Source organism: Limosilactobacillus mucosae, from assembly GCF_013423865.1.
GTDB classification, from domain to species: domain Bacteria; phylum Bacillota; class Bacilli; order Lactobacillales; family Lactobacillaceae; genus Limosilactobacillus; species Limosilactobacillus mucosae.
Window position 1 is genome coordinate 1,543,920 of the sequence record NZ_CP058954.1, and the last position, 20,123, is coordinate 1,564,042.

Below are 20,123 nucleotides of genomic sequence, written 5' to 3' on the forward strand. Positions count from 1 at the left end.
CGAATTTAGTGACGTAGATTAAGCAAGAAGATCTCGATTGGTGTGTGCCAGTTAAGACATTTAAGTGGTCGGGAATTCAGATACCAATTGATTTGAACCAGCTGGCGATCGCTCAGCTCTTCAATGGCTTGTCCCTTGGGAATAAACCGTCGCAAAACTCGATTACGGTTCTCATTACTACCGCGTTCGTGCGGTGAATAGGCATGGGCAAAGTAAACCTGAGTACCCGTTAGCTGTTCAATTGCCTGATAGTTAGCGAACTCTTTCCCATGATCCACGGTAAGCGTCTTGAGCTTGTCTTGAAGTTGACTAGCTAGTTCAAGTACGGCTTGAGTCATGGACTGACTGTCGCGACCATGGAGCCGTTTAACAATTGTAAGGCGACTCTTACGCTCCACAAAAGTAGCCACAGCTTGACCTTTACGTTTGCCAGAAAGTACGGTATCAGCTTCAAAGTGGCCGAATTCTTGGCGAGTTTCGACTTTATGAGGCCGCTCCTCAATGGAGCGGCCGTGACTGAACGTACCACGCTTTTCTTTAGCACGATGACGACGAATTCCATGATCAGGCAAATCGGGTAACTGTACATCAAGCCATCCTTGATCAATCCAGTTATAGACCGTCTTGTAGGCAATCCCAACTACATGGGCAACTTGTTCAGGGGACCACTTCTGGACTTGAATCTTTTCCTCAATCAAGTGCTTAAGGCTTTTAGTGAGCGAAGACTTCCGCCCCCGTTGACTAACCTTGCGTTCAAAGTCAGTTTGCGCTAGTTCAGCTTGATACTCACCGTTGAGCCGGTGAAGTTCGTTAAAGACTGTGGTTTTACTAAAGCCTAAGTAGTTAGCGATGTATCGTAAGGAACGTCCTTCATTATGAAGCGTTTCAATGACAACGCGGTTCTGGAATGATAAAATAGTGGTGCCCATTAAGGTCCTTCTTTCTAATGGAATGTTGTGGTAACACCATTAAAGACCTTGATGGGTTTTTCTGTCCACTTAAATGTTCAACTTAAATTTTACAATCTGCCAAATAGATTCATCCCTTTTTATCTGTAGTTCAGGTTTTTTGCTCTTTATCTTTATCAACGGTGAATACTATAACCCCTCAGCTTTACCGTGCAATTACCGGAATATCTCAAAAATCGTGAATTCTGTAAAAGCGTGTAATGTAATCCGCTTTCATTTAGTGTTTTAGGTTGGCCTAAACTTGTTATAAATCGCATTATAATAGTCTTGTATCACTTTGTTTTCATCGCGACCAAAAAATAGCTGATTTTGTAATATTTTAGAGTAAAAAAATTTTTATTTTTCATAAAAAAGGGTCATAAATCCTAAAATTTAGGAATTTATGACCCTTTTTGTGACAGTTTTGTAATCTTTGATCGGCATTTTCGGTGCTAATTCACTGTTATTTCCCATCAAACAGCTTAACTGATAATTCAAAGACTACCTCGCCAAGCTCAAATTATCGCTTTAATCTTAGAACCTGGGTGACCAAGCTTCGCGTTTTTTTGCTGATGCAGCATAACTTGGCAAGCCAGGTTGAAATTTCGGCTACGCAAAATGCTTCCGTTCCAAAAATCAGCCGACCGAGCCTTCCATTTGAAAATCAATCAAACGATTCAATTCCACCGCATATTCCATCGGCAGCTGCTTGGTGAACGGTTCAATAAAACCCATGACGATCATTTTGGTTGCTTCTTCTTCGCTCAGTCCACGCGACATTAAATAGTAGAGTTCTTCTTCAGAAACTTTGGATACCTTGGCCTCGTGCTCCATCGTTACGTCCCCGACTGCGACTTTATTATATGGAATCGTATCTGAACTTGAATCGTCATCCATGATAATCGTGTCACATTCAACATGCGAGCTTGAGCCGTGCGCGTTTTCATCCATCTTGACCTCGCCGCGATAGTCACAGATGCCGCCTGCCCGACACAGTGATTTGGAAATTATCGTTGAATGCGTGTGCGGAGCCTGATGAATCATGCGGGCACCGGTATCCTGATCAATCGGACCATTGGCAAATGCAATCGACAGCATGGTTCCTTTAGCTTCACGCCCCCGCAGATAGACGCTGGGATACTTCATCGTGACTTTGGAACCCAGATTACCGTCAACCCATTCCATCGTAGCCCCGGCTTCAGCTTCAGCACGTTTGGTTTCCAGGCTGTAGACATTGCTGGACCAGTTTTGAATCGTCGTATAGCGGCAAAAGGCATTGGGATGTACAAACACCTCAACCACGGCCGCGTGCAGACTGTCTTCAGAATAGACTGGTGCCGTGCAGCCTTCGACATAGTTAACGCTCGCGCCATCCTCAACCACGATCAGCGTCCGCTCAAACTGCCCCGTATTTTCGGCATTGATTCTAAAAAAGCTCTGCAGCGGCGCGTCTGCATGCACGCCTTTTGGTACATAGATAAACGTACCGCCCGACCAGACCGCCGTATTCAGTGCCGCAAAAATATTATCATCGGGATGAACCAGCGTCGCGAAATACTGTTTGACGATTTCGGGATGTTTTTGAACGGCCGTATCCGTATCCATGAAAATGATTCCTTGACGGGAAAGATCCCGCTTTAGATTGGCATAAACAACCTCCGATTCATATTGTGCCGTTGCCCCCGCCAGATATTTACGCTCGGCTTCGGGAACGCCCATCTTTTCAAAAGTCGTTTTCATCGCTTGGGGCACGTCATCCCAGCTGCGCGCTACGTGATCGGTTGGCCGTTGGAAATAGCGCAGCTCATCCAGATTCAGCTGACTCAGATCAGGTCCAAAAGTCGGCAGCTTCATTTGACGATATTGATGGTAGGCATCCAGACGAATCTTCAGCATCCAGTCCGGCTCATGCTTGCGGCGCGAGATTTCCCGAACCGTTTCTTCCGTCAGCCCGACCCCAGTTGAAAAGATCGGCTTGACGTCATCATGAAAGCCAAACTGATAGTGCTGGCTGGCAAATTCATGAATCGCTGCCTTGTCTGCTGCCTGTTGGCTTGCTTGATCACTCATGCTTTTCCTCCAATCTTTGCGCCAGCTCATCAACCAGATTTTCCCGCAGCTTTTGATCGGGGAACTGATTTAAAACCGGCAGTAAAAAGCCCCGCGTCAGCAATACCTGCGCGTCATGCTCACTGAGACCGCGTGATTCCAGATAATAGAGATCATCCGCGTCAACCTTGCCGATACTGGCAGCGTGCCCGGCATTAACGTCATTTTCTTCAATCAGCAGCACGGGATCCGCCTCGCCTTTGCACTCATCAGAAAGCGTCAGAATGCGACTCTGCTGTTGCGAGTTGGCGCCATATGCCCCGCGCTCGGTTTTGCCAACCGCATGAAAATTTAAAACCGCCTTGTCCTTAGCCACGCCGTTTTGGACGATATTACCGACCGTATGCGGACCATGATTAAGAATCTGCGTCTGAACGTCTTGAACCTGCCGACCACTGGCAATCGTGACCATTTTGATCTCGGCTGCTCCGCCTTGACCATCCAGATTGGCATAAAAGTCAGTCGTCAAATCATGCTCATCAAACAAGGCCAGATACATATTCAAAACTGAATGCTGTGCTTGATAGGCTCTGACTGTCTGGTGATTCTGCGCGGCCGAAAAACGATTGGACTGATAATAGTCAACCCGTGCGCCATCGCCTAAAAGCAGTTCCGTACCAAAATAAGCCGGCTGTCTGCTCGTGGTGGTTTGGTGCTCGACAATGGTTGCTTGAGCGCCGGCACCGACGATCACCAGATTATGATAGTTCGGCAATGGACAGTCAACGGTCAGTTCAATGGGCTCTTTGACGATCGTGCCATCTGGAATATAGATGAAGCGGCCGCCATTCAGCAAGGCCAGGTGCATGGCATTGAGCTGACTGTCCTGCCATGAGATCGCCTTTTCCATCAGATTTTCCTGCAGCAATTCGGGATAGGCATTTGCAGCGGTAAACAAAGGCAGATTAACCCAGCCAGTCGTGGACGGGACGACAGCTTTAACTTGATCAGCATCTGCCTGCTCATCAGCTGCTTGCTCAAGCTGGGCGAGACTGGGATTTTCCAGCCAGGCAGCCATGATTTTTTCCGCGGCTGGCGTGCTTTTGAACCGTTCTTGCAGCAAAACCGCCAACTGTCTTTTTTTCATCAGCCAGTCTGGTGCATTCACACAGCTGGCCATCACTTGACTTAAAAGTTGTTGATTCATTCGCTCACGCCATTTCTTCTGATTTGTTCATACTTGGCATAGCCGTCTGCTTCCAGTTCGTCAGCCAGTTCCGGTCCCGCCGTCTTGACGATCTGACCATCCACCATGACGTGAATCTTGTCTGGCGTAACGTACTCCAGCAGCCGCTCATAATGAGTGATCAATAACGCACTGAATTCAGGACCGCGCAGATGATTGATCCCTTTGGCCACGATTCGCAGCGCATCAATATCCAGCCCCGAGTCAATCTCATCTAAAATCGCCAGTTTAGGCTGCAGCATCAGCATCTGCAAAACTTCATTGCGCTTCTTCTCCCCACCGGAAAAGCCCACGTTTAAATAACGATCGGTAATATCATCGGGCATTTCCAGCAGCGCCATGTTTTCCTGCAGGCGTTGAATAAACTGTAGCACTGGCAATGGATCATCTTCAGGACGCTGAGCATTGATTGCCGTGCGGATAAAATCAGCATTGTTGACTCCTTGAATCTCGGCCGGATACTGCATCCCCAAAAACATTCCCAGTCTGGCGCGTTCGTTGACTGGCAGACTCAAGACGTCTTGACCATCAAACTCTACCGTACCTTGCGTAACCTCATAGGCCGGATAGCCCATGATCGTTTCTGACAGCGTTGACTTTCCCGTGCCATTGGGACCCATGATGGCATGAATCTCACCGGTTGGCACCGTTAGATCAACGCCTTTTAAGATTTCTTCGCCGGTTTCTTTGATAATGGCATGCAGATGATTGATTTTTAGTGTCATGATGGCCTCTTTTCTAGTGAACCAGCTTATCCCAGATAACGACTTGGTTGGCTTTTAATGATTTCTGCACGTCAATGATGCGCTGGTTGGCACTACCTCGAAACTGCAGCGTCAAATCCTTTTGCCCTTCTAAAAAGCGGCCGTCAACCAAAATATCGATCAGGCTCAGCATTTCCAGTTTGTCATATGATTCCTGCTGCAGCTCTTCCCAGGTGTAGCCCGACCATGACCAGATGTCTTTGGTATGGCCAAACTCCTTGCGCACGCGCTTGATGATCTTTAAGCAGACCTGGGTGTTCAAGAATGGTTCCCCGCCCAACAGCGTCAGTCCTTGAACATAGTCATGATCCAAGTCTTCAATAATCTGATCTTCCAGTTCCTGTGAATAGGGCTGACCATAGTGAAAATTTTGCGCAGCCTTGTTGTAGCAGCCAGGACAGTTGAACAGGCAGCCGCTGACGTAAAGACTGCAGCGCACCCCTTCACCATCGACAAAGTTAAATGGCTTGTAGTCAGCAATGTATTGTAAGGAATGATCCTCAGCCAGCCATTCCTTGGGTTTAGGATTCTTGGGGAGTCTGATTGGACGTTCTTTTGCCATGTATATCTTCCTTTCTAAAGCAATAAAGGCCCGACGTTCGGTCTAGCCGAATGCGGACCCTTAGCGGTATTCACGAGTTGTTTAATTTTGATTGAAACGCCGATGCTTAATGTGGCTTCATTTTAAGTCAGCCATATTTTAGACGTGCTGATCATTGCCCTAGTCGCCGCGTGGTCTTTAAATTGCGGGCACCGAATTTTCCAAGACAAGGATTCAGCACTTTGGTTTTCTAAAATGCAGACGCAGCACTTTGGCTAAAGCTGAGCTGAGCATTTTGCCGGCTGCCTAAGATGCTGAACCAGACGCTGGCAGCCTGCTAGATCTGATCGCCGGTGATGTTGGCGTGCGCCTTGTCATCCAGCTGCCGGCTCCGTTGGAATTCAGCGGCCGTCTTGATCATCCCGGGATCCATGTGCTTAGCCCGGTGAATGATTTCTTCGTGACGACCATGAACCATTGGCCGTGCTTGAGGATTGCCAAGGTAGCCGCAAGTCCGCTTAACCACGTCACAGGTTGCGGGATCGGTGTTGCCGCATTGTGGACACTTAAAGCCGCGCGCCGTGGCCTTGAACTCGCCTTTAAAGCCGCACTTGAAGCATTGGTCAATTGAAGTGTTGGTACCCAGATAGCCGACATGATCGTATGCCCAGTCCCAAACGGCTTCCAATGCTTTTGGATTCTGACGCAGGTTTGGATATTCGCAGTAGTGAATGAAACCGCCCGCCGCATACTGAGGGAAGTCTTCTTCAAACGTCAGCTTTTCAAACGGCGTCGGATGCTTGCGGACGTCATAGTGGAAGCTGTTGGTGTAGTATTCCTTATCAGTGACGTCTTCAACCAGGCCAAACTTCTTTTCATCATCCCGGCAGAACGTGTCCGTCAACGATTCGGCTGGCGTGGAGTAGACGCTGAAGTGGTAGCCTTCTTCTTTTTCCCATTGCGCGCAAAGGTCATGCATCTGTTTGACGATCGAAACCGCAAAGTCGTGAGCTTCTTTGTTGTGTTCCCACTTTGGACCGTAGAACGTTGAGCAGACCTCATACAGACCAATGTAGCCCAATGATACGGTCGCACGGCTGTTCTTGAAGACCTCATCAACGCTGTCGTCTTTCTTCAGCCGCTTGCCAAACGCACCATACATGTAAAGCAGCGGCGCGTTTTCCGGCTTAGCTTCCTTAGTCCGCTTGATCCGGTAGTCCAGCGCGATCTTGGCAATATTCATCTTTTCATCAAAGATCTGCCAGAACAGCTGCTTGTCGCCATGGGCCTCCAAGGCGATTCGGGGCAGGTTGACCGTAACCACGCCCAGATTCATCCGGCCAGAGTTGACCTCTTTGCCATTTTCATCTTTCCAGCCCTGTAAAAACGACCGGCAACCCATTGGCGTCTTGAATGAGCCCGTAATCTCCTTGATCTTGTCATACATCAGCAGGTCAGGGTACATCCGCTTAGTCGAGCATTCCAGCGCCAACTGTTTGATATCGTAGTTGGGATCGCCTGGCTTGAGGTTCAGACCGCGCTTTAAAGTAAAGATCAGCTTTGGGAAGATCGCTGTCCGATGTTCCTTGCCCAGCCCCTTGATGCGAATCTGTAAAATTGCTTTTTGAATCTCTCGGCAGATCCAGGAAGTTCCCAAACCAAAGTTGATCGTCGTAAATGGCGTCTGCCCCTGACTGGAGTAGAGCGTGTTGATCTCATATTCCAGAGCCTGCATCGCGTCATAGATGTCTTTTTTGGTTTTGGCCTTGGCGTAGGCTTCCTGCTTGTCTGGTGCAACCCATTCCTTGGCATCTTTCATGTGCTTTTCATAGTTAAGCTTGGCGTATGGCTCCAACAGCTGGTCGATGCGGTTGGCTGAACAGCCACCATACTGCAGTGAGGCCACGTTGGCAATGATCTGTGACATCTGAGCCGTCGCCGTTTGAATGGAACGTGGCGATGAAACCCAGGCATTGCCAATCTTAAAGCCGTTTTTAAACATTTCGTCAAAGTCGATCAGACAGCAGTTGGTTTCTGGCATTACTGGCGAGTAGTCAAGGTCGTGCCAGTGGATGTCGCCGCGCAGATGAGCCTTGGCAACGACTTCCGGCAGCATCTTCAAGCCCAGTGCCCGACTGACCACGCCGGCTTCCAAGTCCCGCTGCGTGTTAAAGACGCGCGAATCCTTGTTGGCATTTTCGTGCACGATATGGGAATCGCGACCAAACAGCTGATGGAGCTTGTTCATCGGATTAGTGGCCTCGGCAAAGGCTTCTTCATCCTGTTTGCGGTATTCAATGTAGCGCGTTGCCAGATCATCATGGCCCGCCTGGCGCAGTCCATCAACAAAAGTTTCAGCGATATCAACGGTCGTGGCGCTTGCCTGATCCTTAAAGGCCTGTGACAAAGCTTGGCAGACGGATTGTTGCGTTGCCCAATCCGCGTCAAGGGCCTTAAATACTAAGTTAAGCTTATATGCATAAAAAGGCGTTTTTGTCCCGTCGCGTTTTACAACTTTCAAATCGGCCAAGTTCTTGAGGCCGGTATTTTTCTCCGTCTGCAGCTTCATAGCCATCGTCCCCCTCTTAATTAACATGATCTATATTAACGCAAAACACAACATCTAGTTAACCCTTGACTTTTACATCACTATATGTTGTAGTCAGTGATTTGTTATTGCAGATCAAGGTTATAAAATAGATTTCATAATCGTACGTTAAGGCGATCAAAAGCATGTTAAAACTCAATTCTTGATTTGACATGAATCGCATATCGAACTGAATTCAATGTATAATTTAACGCTAATTTATCGTTTGATACGCTCAAAAATCGCCCTAATTTTTTCTGGATATATGATAAAAATCCCATCACTTCCAAAAAGAGCCAAAGACTATCTTAGTTGCTAATCATTGATATATCAAGGCTTGACAAGAATTTTGCACCGAGTAAAACGTGACAGTTATGATTGGATCAAGCTTTAAAAAATTTTTTGCGAGCCAGCTGCCGCCACGACTTTTAAATTTTTCTACTATTATAAATAACAGCCCGACCATTACGATCGAGCTGTTTTAATTTTTCAACGCCGACAAACGAAACCAATCCTCTAAAACTCGAGATAGTCATAGTAAACGGAATTTGGATCTTGAACCGCTTTTAGATCTTTTTAGAAGTTGCTTTTTCTTTTAGAACTTTATCATAAGAATATTGTTCAGCAGCAACTTCCTAATAATCAAAAAACCGTCCAGCATAAAAGCCAGGCAGTCATCTAATTCGTTAAAATGCACTGCAATAATTCCCGATGAGAAATCATTACATTATAAAAACGTCGAACGATTGTAAAGGTGGTCCGGCGCTTTAGTACTTGAAATTATTGTCTTGGAACAATCATATTTTCAGCATAGCCTGACTTTATTTGCAACAGCCAAATTCTCAAACCACTAACAGTTCTTGATGAACAACGATTAACTTATCGAAAGTAGGGAACCATCATAATAACGACCGCAAAACAGATTTAAGGCTGCCGTCAGTCAATTAACATGGGAATTTCCGCGCTGAAACTGGACCACACTTTGACCAATCGATTAATACAAGGACTTCCGCGCTGGAACTTAACGCTGATGCTTGCGATACCAGGCAATCGTCTCCTGCAGGCCAAGCGCAAAATCTGTCTGACTCTTCCAATGCAGTTGGGTTTCAATCTGGCTGGTATCAAGCGAATAACGCAGATCATGGCCAGGCCGTTCAGCAACGTGACGAATCAACTGATCGGAAAAGCCCAATTCCGTCTGCACCATTTTCGTAACCTCATTGTTGCTCTTTTCTTGATGCGCACCGATATTAAAGATCTGGCCCAACTGACCATGACGCAAAACCAAATCAATGGCCGCGCAGTTGTCTTTGACGTACAGCCAGTCACGCCGGTCGGTACCTTGGCCATAAATGGTAAGCGATCGATTGCGCAGCGCATTTTGAATCAGCATTGGCAATAGTTTTTCATGATGCTGACGCGGGCCAAAGTTGTTCGTGCTGCGCGTAATGCAGATTGGCATGCCAAACGTGTGCACCATCGCCATCGCCAGCATATCCGCCCCTGCTTTGCTGGCAGCGTATGGCGAACTGGGATGCAGCGGATCGGTTTCCTTAGCCGCTTGCCCAGGCGCCATCGTACCATAGACCTCGTCAGTTGAAATCTGAACGAATTTTTGAATATTGGCTTGATAAGCAGCATCCAATAAAACCTGCGTGCCTAAGACGTTGGTTTTGGTAAAGAGCTCCGGATTTTTCAGTGAATTGTCAACGTGTGACTCGGCCGCAAAATTAACGATATGATCAATGGCAAATTCCTGCAGCAGCCAGTCAACCAGCTCCCGATTGTTGATGCTGCCATGAACGAAATGATAGCGAGCATTGCCAGCTGCCTGCGCGTTGTTGGCAACGTTGCCGGCATAGGTCAAAGCATCCAGGTTTACGATCTCAATGCTTTGATCGTGTGCAAGTTCATAATCAATAAAGTGACTGCCAATAAAGCCGGCCCCACCAGTTACCAATAGCTGCAAAAACATCATCTCCAAAAAATTCCAATTAAAAAAGAGCTGCCTTGGATTTAACCGAGCTAGCTCTTTTAGTTTAGAACATTCTAATTATATTTTAAAGCTTATCAGCAGGCTGCCAAGCACCAGGCGTCGTGCCAATCTTCATTTCAGACATTACCTGCTTAAGATAGGCATTGGCATCCCCGGTCTGAACCGTTCCCAACACATTGCCTTTTTCATCCGTCAGATTCTTTTTATCAGTCGTCGTACTATTATTAAATTCAACAAACCGCACGTCGGGATGATAGGTAATGTCAACCGTGCTTTGCTTGCCACTAGCATCTTCATACTTGCCTGTCCAAACACCGAACACGTTTTGCGCAAGGTTAGTCGGTATCTGACAATTAATAAACGTGACTGCTGAAGACGTATCCGTATATCTGGAATCCTTAGTATTTGGATCGTAAGCCGTTATAATCATTTTACCGTTAACTACTTTGCTGGTCGTTTGGATAGTCGTTTGCCATGGCCGAGCCAAATAGATGGCCGCGTTACTGCCATATTGACCGTCAACCGTCAGCTGGCAATTGTTAAATACCAAGCCAGTTTGTCCTTTAGCAGTATTTGGAGCTGTAAAGTAACCTGTCTTGCGTCCATTATAGTAGGCCATATTAATAGTAGCATTCTCAATCAAAGCATTCGCATCACCAAAGACAAAGTCGACCGTTCCTTCAATCTTGCCGCCATTAATGTAGACCCGATTGCCCTTGCCTTGCAGATAAACTGTATCTTGCCGACCAATCAAATTGCAATTCTTTAAATAAACCTGATCAGCTAAGGAGTCAAAAGCAACTGCCGGCGTCTGTTCGCCTTCTTTCGTATGATCAGTAACGTTATAGCTGTTTTCAAACGTGATATTTTCCGCGCTAAATCCTGTTGCCGCAGCCGTAACGATTACAGTACCACATTTAGAAGTACCAAGATCATGATTGTCTTGCGGCACAAAGTTTCCATTGACATCAAACGTATTGGAAGAATAGTTGTTGTACGTAATGACAACGGCTTTTTGACCAGTTAAATCGGCATTCTTAAAGATGACGCCAGGTTTGTTTACCTGAACCGCTTCCGTATAGGTGCCTGGATCAATTTCTAAGACCAACCGATCCTTTAAACTGGATTGATTAGCATCCAACGCACTTTGAATCGTTTGGTATTGTTCATTGGCACCAACTTTAACTACATGGGTCTGGTACGAGTCATCACTAAGATAATCCAAATCAATACCGGTCAGATAAGTGCTGCCTGTTCCGGTAACTGTTAGTTTCAAATAACGAGCTGTCGTTGCATCAAGCATGATCGGCGTTCCCAATGTAATACTTTGACCATCCAGTGTCAGCGTCTGACCATTGGCGTTCCCAGATACTTTTAACATTGCTCCCTTAGCATCTTGATAAAGTGGAATGTAAATAATAGTACCGTTATTAACCTGCGTATCACCGGTTGCGCGCGGACTGAATTTACCATTGCGAGCATCAATCTGCAAGCCATTATATGACGTCGTTGACTTTTCTGCACTTGGCCGATCCCCAGCTTGAGCCAGATCCCAGCTGATATCCTCTGACTTGCCAGTTGGCAGCGTCCCAGGGAAATCATTCGTCTGATCACTGCCATAGTCAACGGCAATGTCAGTCAGATAGGCGCTGCCCGTGCCGCTGACCAGCAGTTTCAGATAATGCGCTGACGTACTGTCAACATTAATGGCCTGGCCCAAAGTGACTGCTTGACCATCCAGTGTCAGCGTCTGGCCATTAGCCGTTCCAGAAATCGTCACTTTGGCACCATTTGGATCACTAGCGATTGGAATGTAGATAATCGTACCGCCATTAACCTGCGTGTCCGTTGCCCGCGGTGCGAATTTACCATTCGTCCCGTCAATCTTTAAGCCGTTGTATTCGCCTTGATTGTTTTGCACGGTTGGTCGGCTATTGTCATTGCTGAGATTCCAGTCAGTATCCTTGGCCGAAACCGTTGGCGTACCTGGATAAGCGACATTGTAGCGTACTGCAATGTCAGTTAGATAAGCGCTGCCCGTGCCAGCAAACTGAATCTTCAAATAGGTTGGCGTTGATACCGCATCAATTTTAATTTCATTTCCCAACGTAACTTCTTGGTTGTTTACCATAATCGTCAAACCAGCTGACTTTTGCCCTGCTAGTTTGAGCGTTACGCCATTTTGATTAGCCGCGATTGGAACATAGATAATCGTGCCACTATTGATTTGAGTATCAAGACCGGTACCATCATTGTTATCGCGAGGCGCAAACTTGGCACCAGCCGTTGAAGCATCGATCTTAAGACCAAGATACTCAGCCCGACTGTTTTGAGCTGCCATAATCTGCTTGCTGCCAGCCGCCAGGTTCCAATCAGCATCTTCAGCCTTAACGTTACTTGGCGTGCCCGGGTATTCTTCAGGAGCTTGGGTCAGATAGTCAATCTTTAAGTTTTTGAGATAAGCTGGGGAATTAAAGGTAATATCAAACGTACCATCCGCAGCCATTGCAGGTACTGCCAACGTAAACGTGCCCTTCAAGCCGGTTTGTGATCCTTGATTAGTCGTCAGATCAACCGTGCCACCTGAAAGCTCAATCGTAATCTTGGCACCATATTGATTAGCCTTAACCGGTACGCTGATTACGGTATTGGCGTTGACCTGTGTATCGCCAGCGTCACGAGGACTGAATTTTGCCCCTGGTTTCGAAGCATCAATTAACAGCCCATTATATTCCCCAGTTGTTCCTTCAATATTTCCAAGGCTATTTAATTCTGCGCTGCTCTTTTTATCAAAGTTCCAGTTATCAGCAATCTTCACAGCAACTTTGGTACCAATGCCATTTACATCAAATTGCCATTGCTCACCAGCAATTGTCAACTGCTGATTTTTGACCATCTGTCCCTGCTGATCAAAATAATACGTTTGATTGTCATTGGTCCAGAATTGATTAAGTAATGCCTGCCCATTATTGCCGGCAAAATTATAGGTCTGACCGTTCAACGTTTTAAGGCCCGTTTCTTTAGCACCAGTTGCATCGTTGAAGTAATAGTAATCATTGCCAACTTTTCCTAGGCCATGCAGCATGCCTTGCCCATTGCCGGTGTCATCAACATCATAGTAGACCTGCCGACCATCTTTTAGGGTATACCAACCGCGAACCGCGTTACCATCATTAGTCTGGAAATAATACCACTTGCCATTGATCTTTTGTTCACCATACTGCATCTGACCATCTGCATTGTAGTAAACCAGACGGCCATCTTTTAAAGTTACAAAGCCAGTCTGCATTTGGCCATTAGCACCAAAATAGTACCAATGATCAGCCAAGTGTTCTTCTTGATTAACAACCATCATCGGCGCGAAGTAGTATTGCTGACCATTGACCGTTTTTAGGCCGGTTTCTTCTGTACCATAACCAGGATTGAAATAATAATAGTCATTGCCGACTTTCTGCATTCCGTGAAGCATCCCCTGACCGGCTCCTGAATCATCAACGTCATAGTAGACGCGCCGACCATCTTCTAAGGTATACCAGCCACGAGCGGTATCGCCATTATCGGTTTGGAAATGGTACCATTTATTATTGATCTTTTGTTCGCCGTACTGCATCTGACCGTCTGCATTGTAGTAAACCAAACGACCATCCTTTAAGGTTACAAAACCAGTCTGCATTTGACCGGCAGCATTAAAGTAATACCAATAATTGCCAATCTTAGCTTCACCATTTTTCACCATAATTGGATTAAAATAGTAGGTTTGATTATCAACAACCTGTAAGCCGATCTTTTCATCACCATCTGAAGCATCAAAATAATATGATTGATTGTTAATTTGATTAAGGCCATGCAGCATGCCTGTGCCATTACCATCAGCATCAACATCATAATAAACCCGCCGACCATCTTCCAGAGTATACCAGCCACGGGCCATGTTCCCATTGTTAGTTTGGAAATGATACCACTTATCATTGATCTTTTGTTCACCATATTGCATCTGACCATCTGCATTATAGTAAACCTCACGACCGTCATTTAAGCGTACAAAGCCGGTCAGCATCCTTCCCATGTCATCAAAGCAGTACCAATGGCCATCAATCTGCTTTTCCATTCCATGAACCATGGCAGGAGCGAAATAATATTTTTGTCCGTCAATTATTTTCCAACCACTTGTCTGCGCGCCAGTGTAAATGTTAAAGTCGTATGTTTGACCATCAATCGTTTGAATACCATGCAGCATGCCACGACCAGTTCCATCGTTAGCAACGTCATAGTATACTTTGCGGCCATCTGCTAATACATACCAGCCCTGCACGACTGCACCGCAATTAGTATCAAAATAGTACCATTGATTATTGATTTGATGTTCGCCATACTGCATTTGGCTAGTCTGCGGATCATAGTAAACGATTCGGTTGTCCGTCAGCTTTTGCCAGCCATTCAAATAATTTCCCTGGAAATCTTTTAAATACCAGTGACCATCTTGGTGGACTTCAGTTGTTCCTGAGACCTGGTTTACTGGCAGCGTACCGGTTTGACCTTGGACCGTTGTATTAGAATCTGATGCATTTGTAGTTGCTGATTGAGTATCTTTTGCAACAGTCGTGTTCTGGACATTATTATTTGGAACCGCATTGTTATTTTGAGCATCGGTCGTTGTTTGCTGACTAGCTAATGACTGTTCTTGCTTTGCCACCACCGTAGCCGATTCACTCATTGTTGATGCTTGCTCGTCTTTGACTGAACTGCTGCTTGAATCAACCGTACTTGTCTCTGCAGTTTGTTGGATCTGTGCCGAAGAAACCGGTATCGTTGTTGCGTTTTGCGTCGCGGTTTGACTGTTGGTTTCCGTATCAGCGTAAGCCTTAACACCCCCGCCTAGTAAGCTAAGGGATACAATTCCGGCAACAATCCAGAGCTTACCGCTTTTATACATCTTAAAGTGCATTTTATAATCAGACATTTCCCAATATCTCCCATAAACTAATTATTAAATGTAAATTAATTTATAGTTTAACACTTTATATGGGAGTGTAAAATATTTTGTGTAAATTTTCAAATTAAATTGAAAAAGGGAAAGCCTTCCCCGTATGATTAAATCGCTAAACACAATCAAAACGGAGGCTTTCCCTATGAACCAGTTTAACAAAGAAATTCTTGACGCGCTATCTTCTGACTCTAAAACATCATTAAAAGATGTCTTTCGCAATCAGTTGGAACAAACCGTCAATACATTACTTCAAGAAGAATTGTCGGCAGTCTTAGGCTACCAACCCTATGAGCGTAACGACAGTTCCGCTCATGGGGACAACGCCAGAAACGGATCGTATCAGCGAACCATCGATACTGAATTTGGACCAATCAATATTACGGTTCCGCGCGATCGTAAGAATAAATTTCGTAACGCTTTATTCGAACCATATTCACGGCGGACAGATACTCTGGAATCGATGATTATTAAAATGTATTCCAAAGGCATCACAACTCGTGAAATCGCTGATTTAGTTGAGCGCATGTATGGCGACTACTATTCACCAACTACCGTTTCAAATATTACTAAGCAAGTTGGCAACTTGGTTGAAGAGTTTCATGACAGGACCTTTAAGCACTCACAGTATGTTTGCGTGTTCTTAGACGCCACTTATATTCCGCTCAAGCGCGGAACTGTTGAGCGCGAAGCGGTTAATATCGCGATTGGAATTCGTAGTGACGGCGGTAAAGAAGTCTTAGACTTCTCGGTAGCACCAAACGAAAATGGTGAAGCATGGCGTGAACTACTTGAAAGTTTACGCAATCGAGGAATTGAACAGGTTCAGTTATTCATCGCCGATGGTTTTATTGGGCTCGAAAATGTGATTGCAGAAATTTATCCAAATGCTAAGTTTCAGCGCTGCTTAGTCCATGTGCTTCGTAATCTCACATCACATGTGCGAAAAAGCGATATGCGAGATTTGATGAGCGAATTTAAAGAAATTCGCCAATCTGAATCAATTGAAGAAGCAAAACAAGCTTTAGATAACTTCATTTTGAAATGGAAAAGCAAATATAGCAACCAGATGCGAAAATTGGGTAAGTTAAGTAACTTATTCACCTTCTACGAATTTCCGCCAAGCATTCGGGCATCAATTTACTCAACAAATTTGATTGAAGCTTTCAACAAAAAGTTGAAGAAGAAAATTCGCCAGAAGGAGCAGTTTCCAAATGAGGATGCCCTTCAACGATTCGTGACAACTCAAATTCTAGAATACAATGACAAGTTCGAAGAACGAGCACATCGTGGATTTCGAGGAAGCAAGGATACCTTGGATTCCATGTTTATTTAAGTAAGCATTTCATACAGAGAAGGATTTTCAAAAGTACACAAAATTATTGACACTCTCCTTTATATGACAATATATAACAACTAATGCAGTTGTTATATATTGTCATATAAATAAATGTTTTTATAAAAAAGAAGTCTTGCCACGGTAATACCGTAGTAAGACTTCTTTTAGTTTAATATCCAGTACTATAGCTGGTTGAATCGCCAGTGGAGTACGAACCATAAGTCGTATCAGCACTATACGTCGTTCCATAAGTTGAACTGCCGCTTAGCGAAGAGCTCGATTTTTTAGAGGATGAGCTGATCGTATTGCTGGTACCACTGCCAGGCGTATTGTAAGAAGCGCCGTTTGGCAAGACAAAATTGGTGTTGGTGTAGCCATCATAAGTCGTCTGCAGATTGTACATCTTGGTTTCATTGTTAACGACTTTCTTAGCCTTCAAACCTAATTGATTCCGAATCAGCTTCGAAACCCGGTTGATTTCCTTTGGCGAGGCGATCTGGAAAGAAACGCCCTCAATTGTCGCATCCAAGCCTTGGAAATGTTCAGTCTTAATGTTCTTCAGCGCAACATGATAGTTGGTGTATAAAGTTGCCACGTTGTCAATTGGAATATTGGTCTTAACCCCATCCTTGACAGCGTCCATAATCTTGTTGGCAGCCGAAATGGAACCCGACTCCTTAAATTTCTTCATAACACTCTTCATAACCTGCTGCTGCCGGTTTTGACGGCCATAGTCACCTTTAGGATCATCATAGCGCATCCGGGAATACTGCAAGGCGTCATGACCATTCAAGTGCAGCTTACCCTTGGCAAAATGCTGACCTTCATAATCAAAGGCAAATGGATTGTTGACATCGACCCCGCCAACCGCGTTAACGACTTTCTTCAAAACGCCCATGTTGACAACGGCATAGTAATCAATTGGCACGCCCAAGAGCTCTTTAACCTGCTTGACAGTCTGCTTAGCGCCACCGATCTGGTAAGCGGCATTCAGCTTAACATAGTCTGCACCTTCGTCAGTATCAACCTTGATCAAGATATCGCGTGGAATACTGGTCATAGTAACCGTTTCTTTTTTGGGATTAATAGTAATCAATTCAAGCGTATCGGTATTACCACCCTTATTCCCACGATTCATGGCACCAACGTCAGTCCCCATTGCCAGAACCGATACCGGCTTGCCTTCTTTCAGCTTCTTGCTGATCTTGCCTGAACCATCAGAAAAGATACCTTGAGCGGTACTATGAATTTTATGATACTCATAAGCACCACCGAGGCAGAGCAATACTATGATCAAACCAATAAAGCGATAGACCCAGCGCAGCTTGTTACGCGGCTTTTTAGGACTGTTTTGTGACTGATTATTTTGATTATGATCGTGTCGATATTCGGCACGTGTTTGATAGTCGCCATTCATTGTCTTGCTATACTCCAATAAACCAATTTTTTATCATAACTAACCCTCTAACTTTAGCAGATGTAAAGCGCTATCGTCAAATTTTGTTAAAAGATTTAAAGAATCCGTAAAGACTAATTATTGACAAATTGTAAAATCCGCCATGTTAACTCATATTTATAGGCTATAATGATATATTATATAATCGTTGAAAGATAAAGTAAGGTTGGAATTTAAAATGTCAAAACTATCAATTGTAGTTCCTTGCTACAACGAAGAAGAGTCGATTCCATTATTCTACCCAGCCGTGGAAAAAGTCGTTCGCCAAATGAACGATTTACAAATTGAATATTGGTTTGTCAATGACGGTTCGTCAGATAACTCACTAGTCGAAATGCGCAAACTACATGAACAAAATCCTGAGCGTGTCCATTACGTTTCTTTTTCGCGCAACTTTGGTAAAGAAGCCGGATTATACGCTGGATTACAAGCAACTACTGGCGATTACGTCGTGGTAATGGACGTTGATTTACAAGATCCGCCAGAATTTTTGCCACAAATGTATGAATTGCTCCAAGCGGGCGAATATGACTGTATCGGAACGCGTCGTGTCGATCGTACTGGCGAAGCCAAATTCAAGTCATTTTTAAGCGATCAGTTTTACCACGTTATTAACCGTATCTCACAAACCAACATTGTTCCCGGCGCACGTGACTACCGGATGATGACGCGACAGATGGTTGATGCCGTTCTATCATTAAAAGAATATAATCGCTTTTCAAAAGGCATCTTTAGCTGGGTCGGATTTAAGACCAAATATCTGGACTACCATAACGTTGAACGAGTGGCCGGTAAGACTGACTGGTCAACTTGGAAATTGTTCAAATATGCAATGGACGGGATTACCGACTTTTCACAGGCACCGCTTTCGATTGCGGTATGGTTAGGAACGACTTCATTTATACTTTCAATTATTGGCCTGTTGTTTGTTATTATTCGGCGGATTGTTGAACCAGGCAGCAGTGTCTTTGGTTGGGCTTCATTGATCTGTATCATCCTGTTATTCGGAGGACTCCAATTATTATGCATTGGGATCGTTGGCAAGTACATTGGACGTATCTATATGCAGGTCAAGCAGCGACCAATCTATATTATTAAGGAAAAGAAATAATGATAAAACGAAAAAGCCTGCTGTTTTGGTCAGCAGAACTATTAATTGTCGCGACTTTAATTTGGGTTTGCACTAAACTGGACTTTCTGTTTCATCCCATCATCGTCTTCATATCAGTAATCTTTGTACCACTGATTGTTTCAATCTTTTTATATTACATGACGAGCCCGGCCTTTCGTTTGTTAATGAAAATTCGCTTAGGTAAATGGCAGATGAAACGTGGGATTGCCAGCATGGTGATCGTCTTGGGACTCTTGCTGCTGATAGTTGGTAGTCTCGCAGTCTTGATTCCACCAATGATTAAAGAACTTAATCAAATGATTCACTGGCTGCCAAGTGCTACCAACGACATGCAGCATTGGCTCGCGCAAGCTTCTCAAAAACATGAATGGATTCGCAAGATCGACCTGGCAGATTATTATCAACAATTCAACAAGCAGATTACCAAATACGCTGAAAAGCTGTTGGCGGGGCTAACCAGCAGCGTTGGCTCAATCATCAGCACGATTACCAGTGCAGTTGTCGTGGTCGTAACCGTGCCAGTCATGCTCTTTTATATGCTGAAAGATGGCGATCGTTTTGTACCAAACATTCAGCGATTCTTTTCTGAAAAACACGCCAAAGAGGTTACGGAACTGCTGCATCAAATGAATAAGACGCTTTCTTCATACATCTCTGGACAGATGATCGAATGTATCTGTGTTGGAATTGGTACCTGCATTGGCTATCTGATTATTGGCGAACCAATGGCAATCGTTTTAGGTATGGTAGCTGGGATCACCAATATCATTCCTTACATTGGGCCATATATTGGTATTGCACCAGCTTTAATCGTTGCTTTGGCAGTTGACCCGCAGAAAATCATCTGGGTTATTGTGGTAGTGATTGTCGTTCAACAAATTGATGGTAATATCATCTACCCAAATATTATTGGCAAGAGCCTGCAAATTCATCCATTGACGATTATCATTCTTCTGTTGGCCGCTGGTAACATCGCTGGTTTGCTGGGGATGATCTTATGCGTGCCACTGTACGCGGTAGTTAAAACGATGGTTGATTACTGCATGACGATTTATCGCTTGGAAAAAAATGACGCAAAATAA

At 44.8% G+C, this 20,123-nt stretch carries 12 protein-coding genes; 3 read left to right on the plus strand and 9 right to left on the minus strand.

Annotation, left to right across the window (positions count from 1 at the left end; translation table 11 throughout):
* Positions 1–5 precede the first annotated feature (5 nt).
* The 8 genes from H0G69_RS07650 to H0G69_RS07685 all read right to left on the minus strand — a co-directional run bounded on the left by H0G69_RS07650 (position 6) and on the right by H0G69_RS07685 (position 15,090).
* Positions 6–929 (minus strand): IS30 family transposase, encoded by a 924-nt coding sequence (locus tag H0G69_RS07650; protein ID WP_180304602.1) that lies wholly within the window; start codon positions 927–929, stop codon positions 6–8.
* Between the two features lie 654 nt (positions 930–1,583).
* Positions 1,584–3,017, minus strand: a complete 1,434-nt coding sequence (gene sufB / locus H0G69_RS07655) for a Fe-S cluster assembly protein SufB (protein ID WP_180304603.1) — start codon at positions 3,015–3,017, stop codon at positions 1,584–1,586.
* The gene (locus tag H0G69_RS07660) at positions 3,010–4,203 is read right to left on the minus strand and encodes a SufB/SufD family protein (RefSeq protein WP_240164335.1); all 1,194 of its coding nucleotides are present in this window, start codon (positions 4,201–4,203) and stop codon (positions 3,010–3,012) included. Before H0G69_RS07660 ends, sufB begins: the two co-directional genes overlap by 8 nt.
* Positions 4,200–4,970: a Fe-S cluster assembly ATPase SufC gene (gene sufC / locus H0G69_RS07665; RefSeq protein WP_205311111.1), complete on the minus strand. Its 771-nt coding sequence runs from the start codon at positions 4,968–4,970 to the stop codon at positions 4,200–4,202. The genes H0G69_RS07660 and sufC overlap by 4 nt, the downstream gene beginning before the upstream one ends.
* Positions 4,971–4,980: 10 nt before the next feature.
* A complete protein-coding gene (gene nrdG, locus H0G69_RS07670) occupies positions 4,981–5,568 on the minus strand; it encodes an anaerobic ribonucleoside-triphosphate reductase activating protein (protein WP_006500163.1) in 588 nt (195 codons plus the stop codon).
* 316 nt (positions 5,569–5,884) lie between these two features.
* On the minus strand, positions 5,885–8,116 hold the full coding sequence (gene nrdD / locus H0G69_RS07675; protein ID WP_180304605.1) for an anaerobic ribonucleoside-triphosphate reductase: 2,232 nt from the start codon (positions 8,114–8,116) through the stop codon (positions 5,885–5,887).
* 1,039 nt (positions 8,117–9,155) lie between these two features.
* On the minus strand, positions 9,156–10,103 hold the full coding sequence (rfbB, locus tag H0G69_RS07680; RefSeq protein WP_205311107.1) for a dTDP-glucose 4,6-dehydratase: 948 nt from the start codon (positions 10,101–10,103) through the stop codon (positions 9,156–9,158).
* Positions 10,104–10,194: 91 nt separating this feature from the next.
* Positions 10,195–15,090 carry a pectinesterase family protein gene (locus H0G69_RS07685; protein ID WP_180305432.1) on the minus strand — a complete coding sequence of 1,632 codons (4,896 nt, stop codon included), beginning with the start codon at positions 15,088–15,090 and terminating at the stop codon, positions 10,195–10,197.
* Between the two features lie 169 nt (positions 15,091–15,259).
* Here H0G69_RS07685 and H0G69_RS07690 point away from each other — a divergent pair, with 169 nt between their 5' ends.
* On the plus strand, positions 15,260–16,450 hold the full coding sequence (locus tag H0G69_RS07690; protein ID WP_034539119.1) for an IS256 family transposase: 1,191 nt from the start codon (positions 15,260–15,262) through the stop codon (positions 16,448–16,450).
* A 172-nt stretch (positions 16,451–16,622) separates the two neighbouring features.
* Here H0G69_RS07690 and H0G69_RS07695 read toward each other — a convergent pair whose 3' ends face one another.
* Positions 16,623–17,870 carry an LCP family protein gene (locus tag H0G69_RS07695; protein ID WP_180304606.1) on the minus strand — a complete coding sequence of 416 codons (1,248 nt, stop codon included), beginning with the start codon at positions 17,868–17,870 and terminating at the stop codon, positions 16,623–16,625.
* Between the two features lie 217 nt (positions 17,871–18,087).
* On the opposite strand from H0G69_RS07695, the gene H0G69_RS07700 reads away from it, so the two are divergent.
* Positions 18,088–19,020, plus strand: coding sequence for a glycosyltransferase family 2 protein (locus H0G69_RS07700; protein ID WP_180304607.1), 933 nt, complete (start codon positions 18,088–18,090; stop codon positions 19,018–19,020).
* On the plus strand, positions 19,020–20,123 hold the full coding sequence (locus H0G69_RS07705) for an AI-2E family transporter (protein ID WP_180304608.1): 1,104 nt from the start codon (positions 19,020–19,022) through the stop codon (positions 20,121–20,123). Before H0G69_RS07700 ends, H0G69_RS07705 begins: the two co-directional genes overlap by 1 nt.

Coding starts and splice junctions, on each gene's coding strand:
- H0G69_RS07650 (WP_180304602.1), bottom strand. CDS start 929: ATGGGCACCACTATTTTATCATTCCAGAACCGCGTTGTCATTGAAACG.
- sufB (WP_180304603.1), bottom strand. CDS start 3,017: ATGAGTGATCAAGCAAGCCAACAGGCAGCAGACAAGGCAGCGATTCAT.
- H0G69_RS07660 (WP_240164335.1), bottom strand. CDS start 4,203: ATGAATCAACAACTTTTAAGTCAAGTGATGGCCAGCTGTGTGAATGCA.
- nrdG (WP_006500163.1), bottom strand. CDS start 5,568: ATGGCAAAAGAACGTCCAATCAGACTCCCCAAGAATCCTAAACCCAAG.
- nrdD (WP_180304605.1), bottom strand. CDS start 8,116: ATGAAGCTGCAGACGGAGAAAAATACCGGCCTCAAGAACTTGGCCGAT.
- H0G69_RS07685 (WP_180305432.1), bottom strand. CDS start 15,090: ATGTCTGATTATAAAATGCACTTTAAGATGTATAAAAGCGGTAAGCTC.
- H0G69_RS07690 (WP_034539119.1), top strand. CDS start 15,260: ATGAACCAGTTTAACAAAGAAATTCTTGACGCGCTATCTTCTGACTCT.
- H0G69_RS07695 (WP_180304606.1), bottom strand. CDS start 17,870: ATGAATGGCGACTATCAAACACGTGCCGAATATCGACACGATCATAAT.
- H0G69_RS07700 (WP_180304607.1), top strand. CDS start 18,088: ATGTCAAAACTATCAATTGTAGTTCCTTGCTACAACGAAGAAGAGTCG.
- H0G69_RS07705 (WP_180304608.1), top strand. CDS start 19,020: ATGATAAAACGAAAAAGCCTGCTGTTTTGGTCAGCAGAACTATTAATT.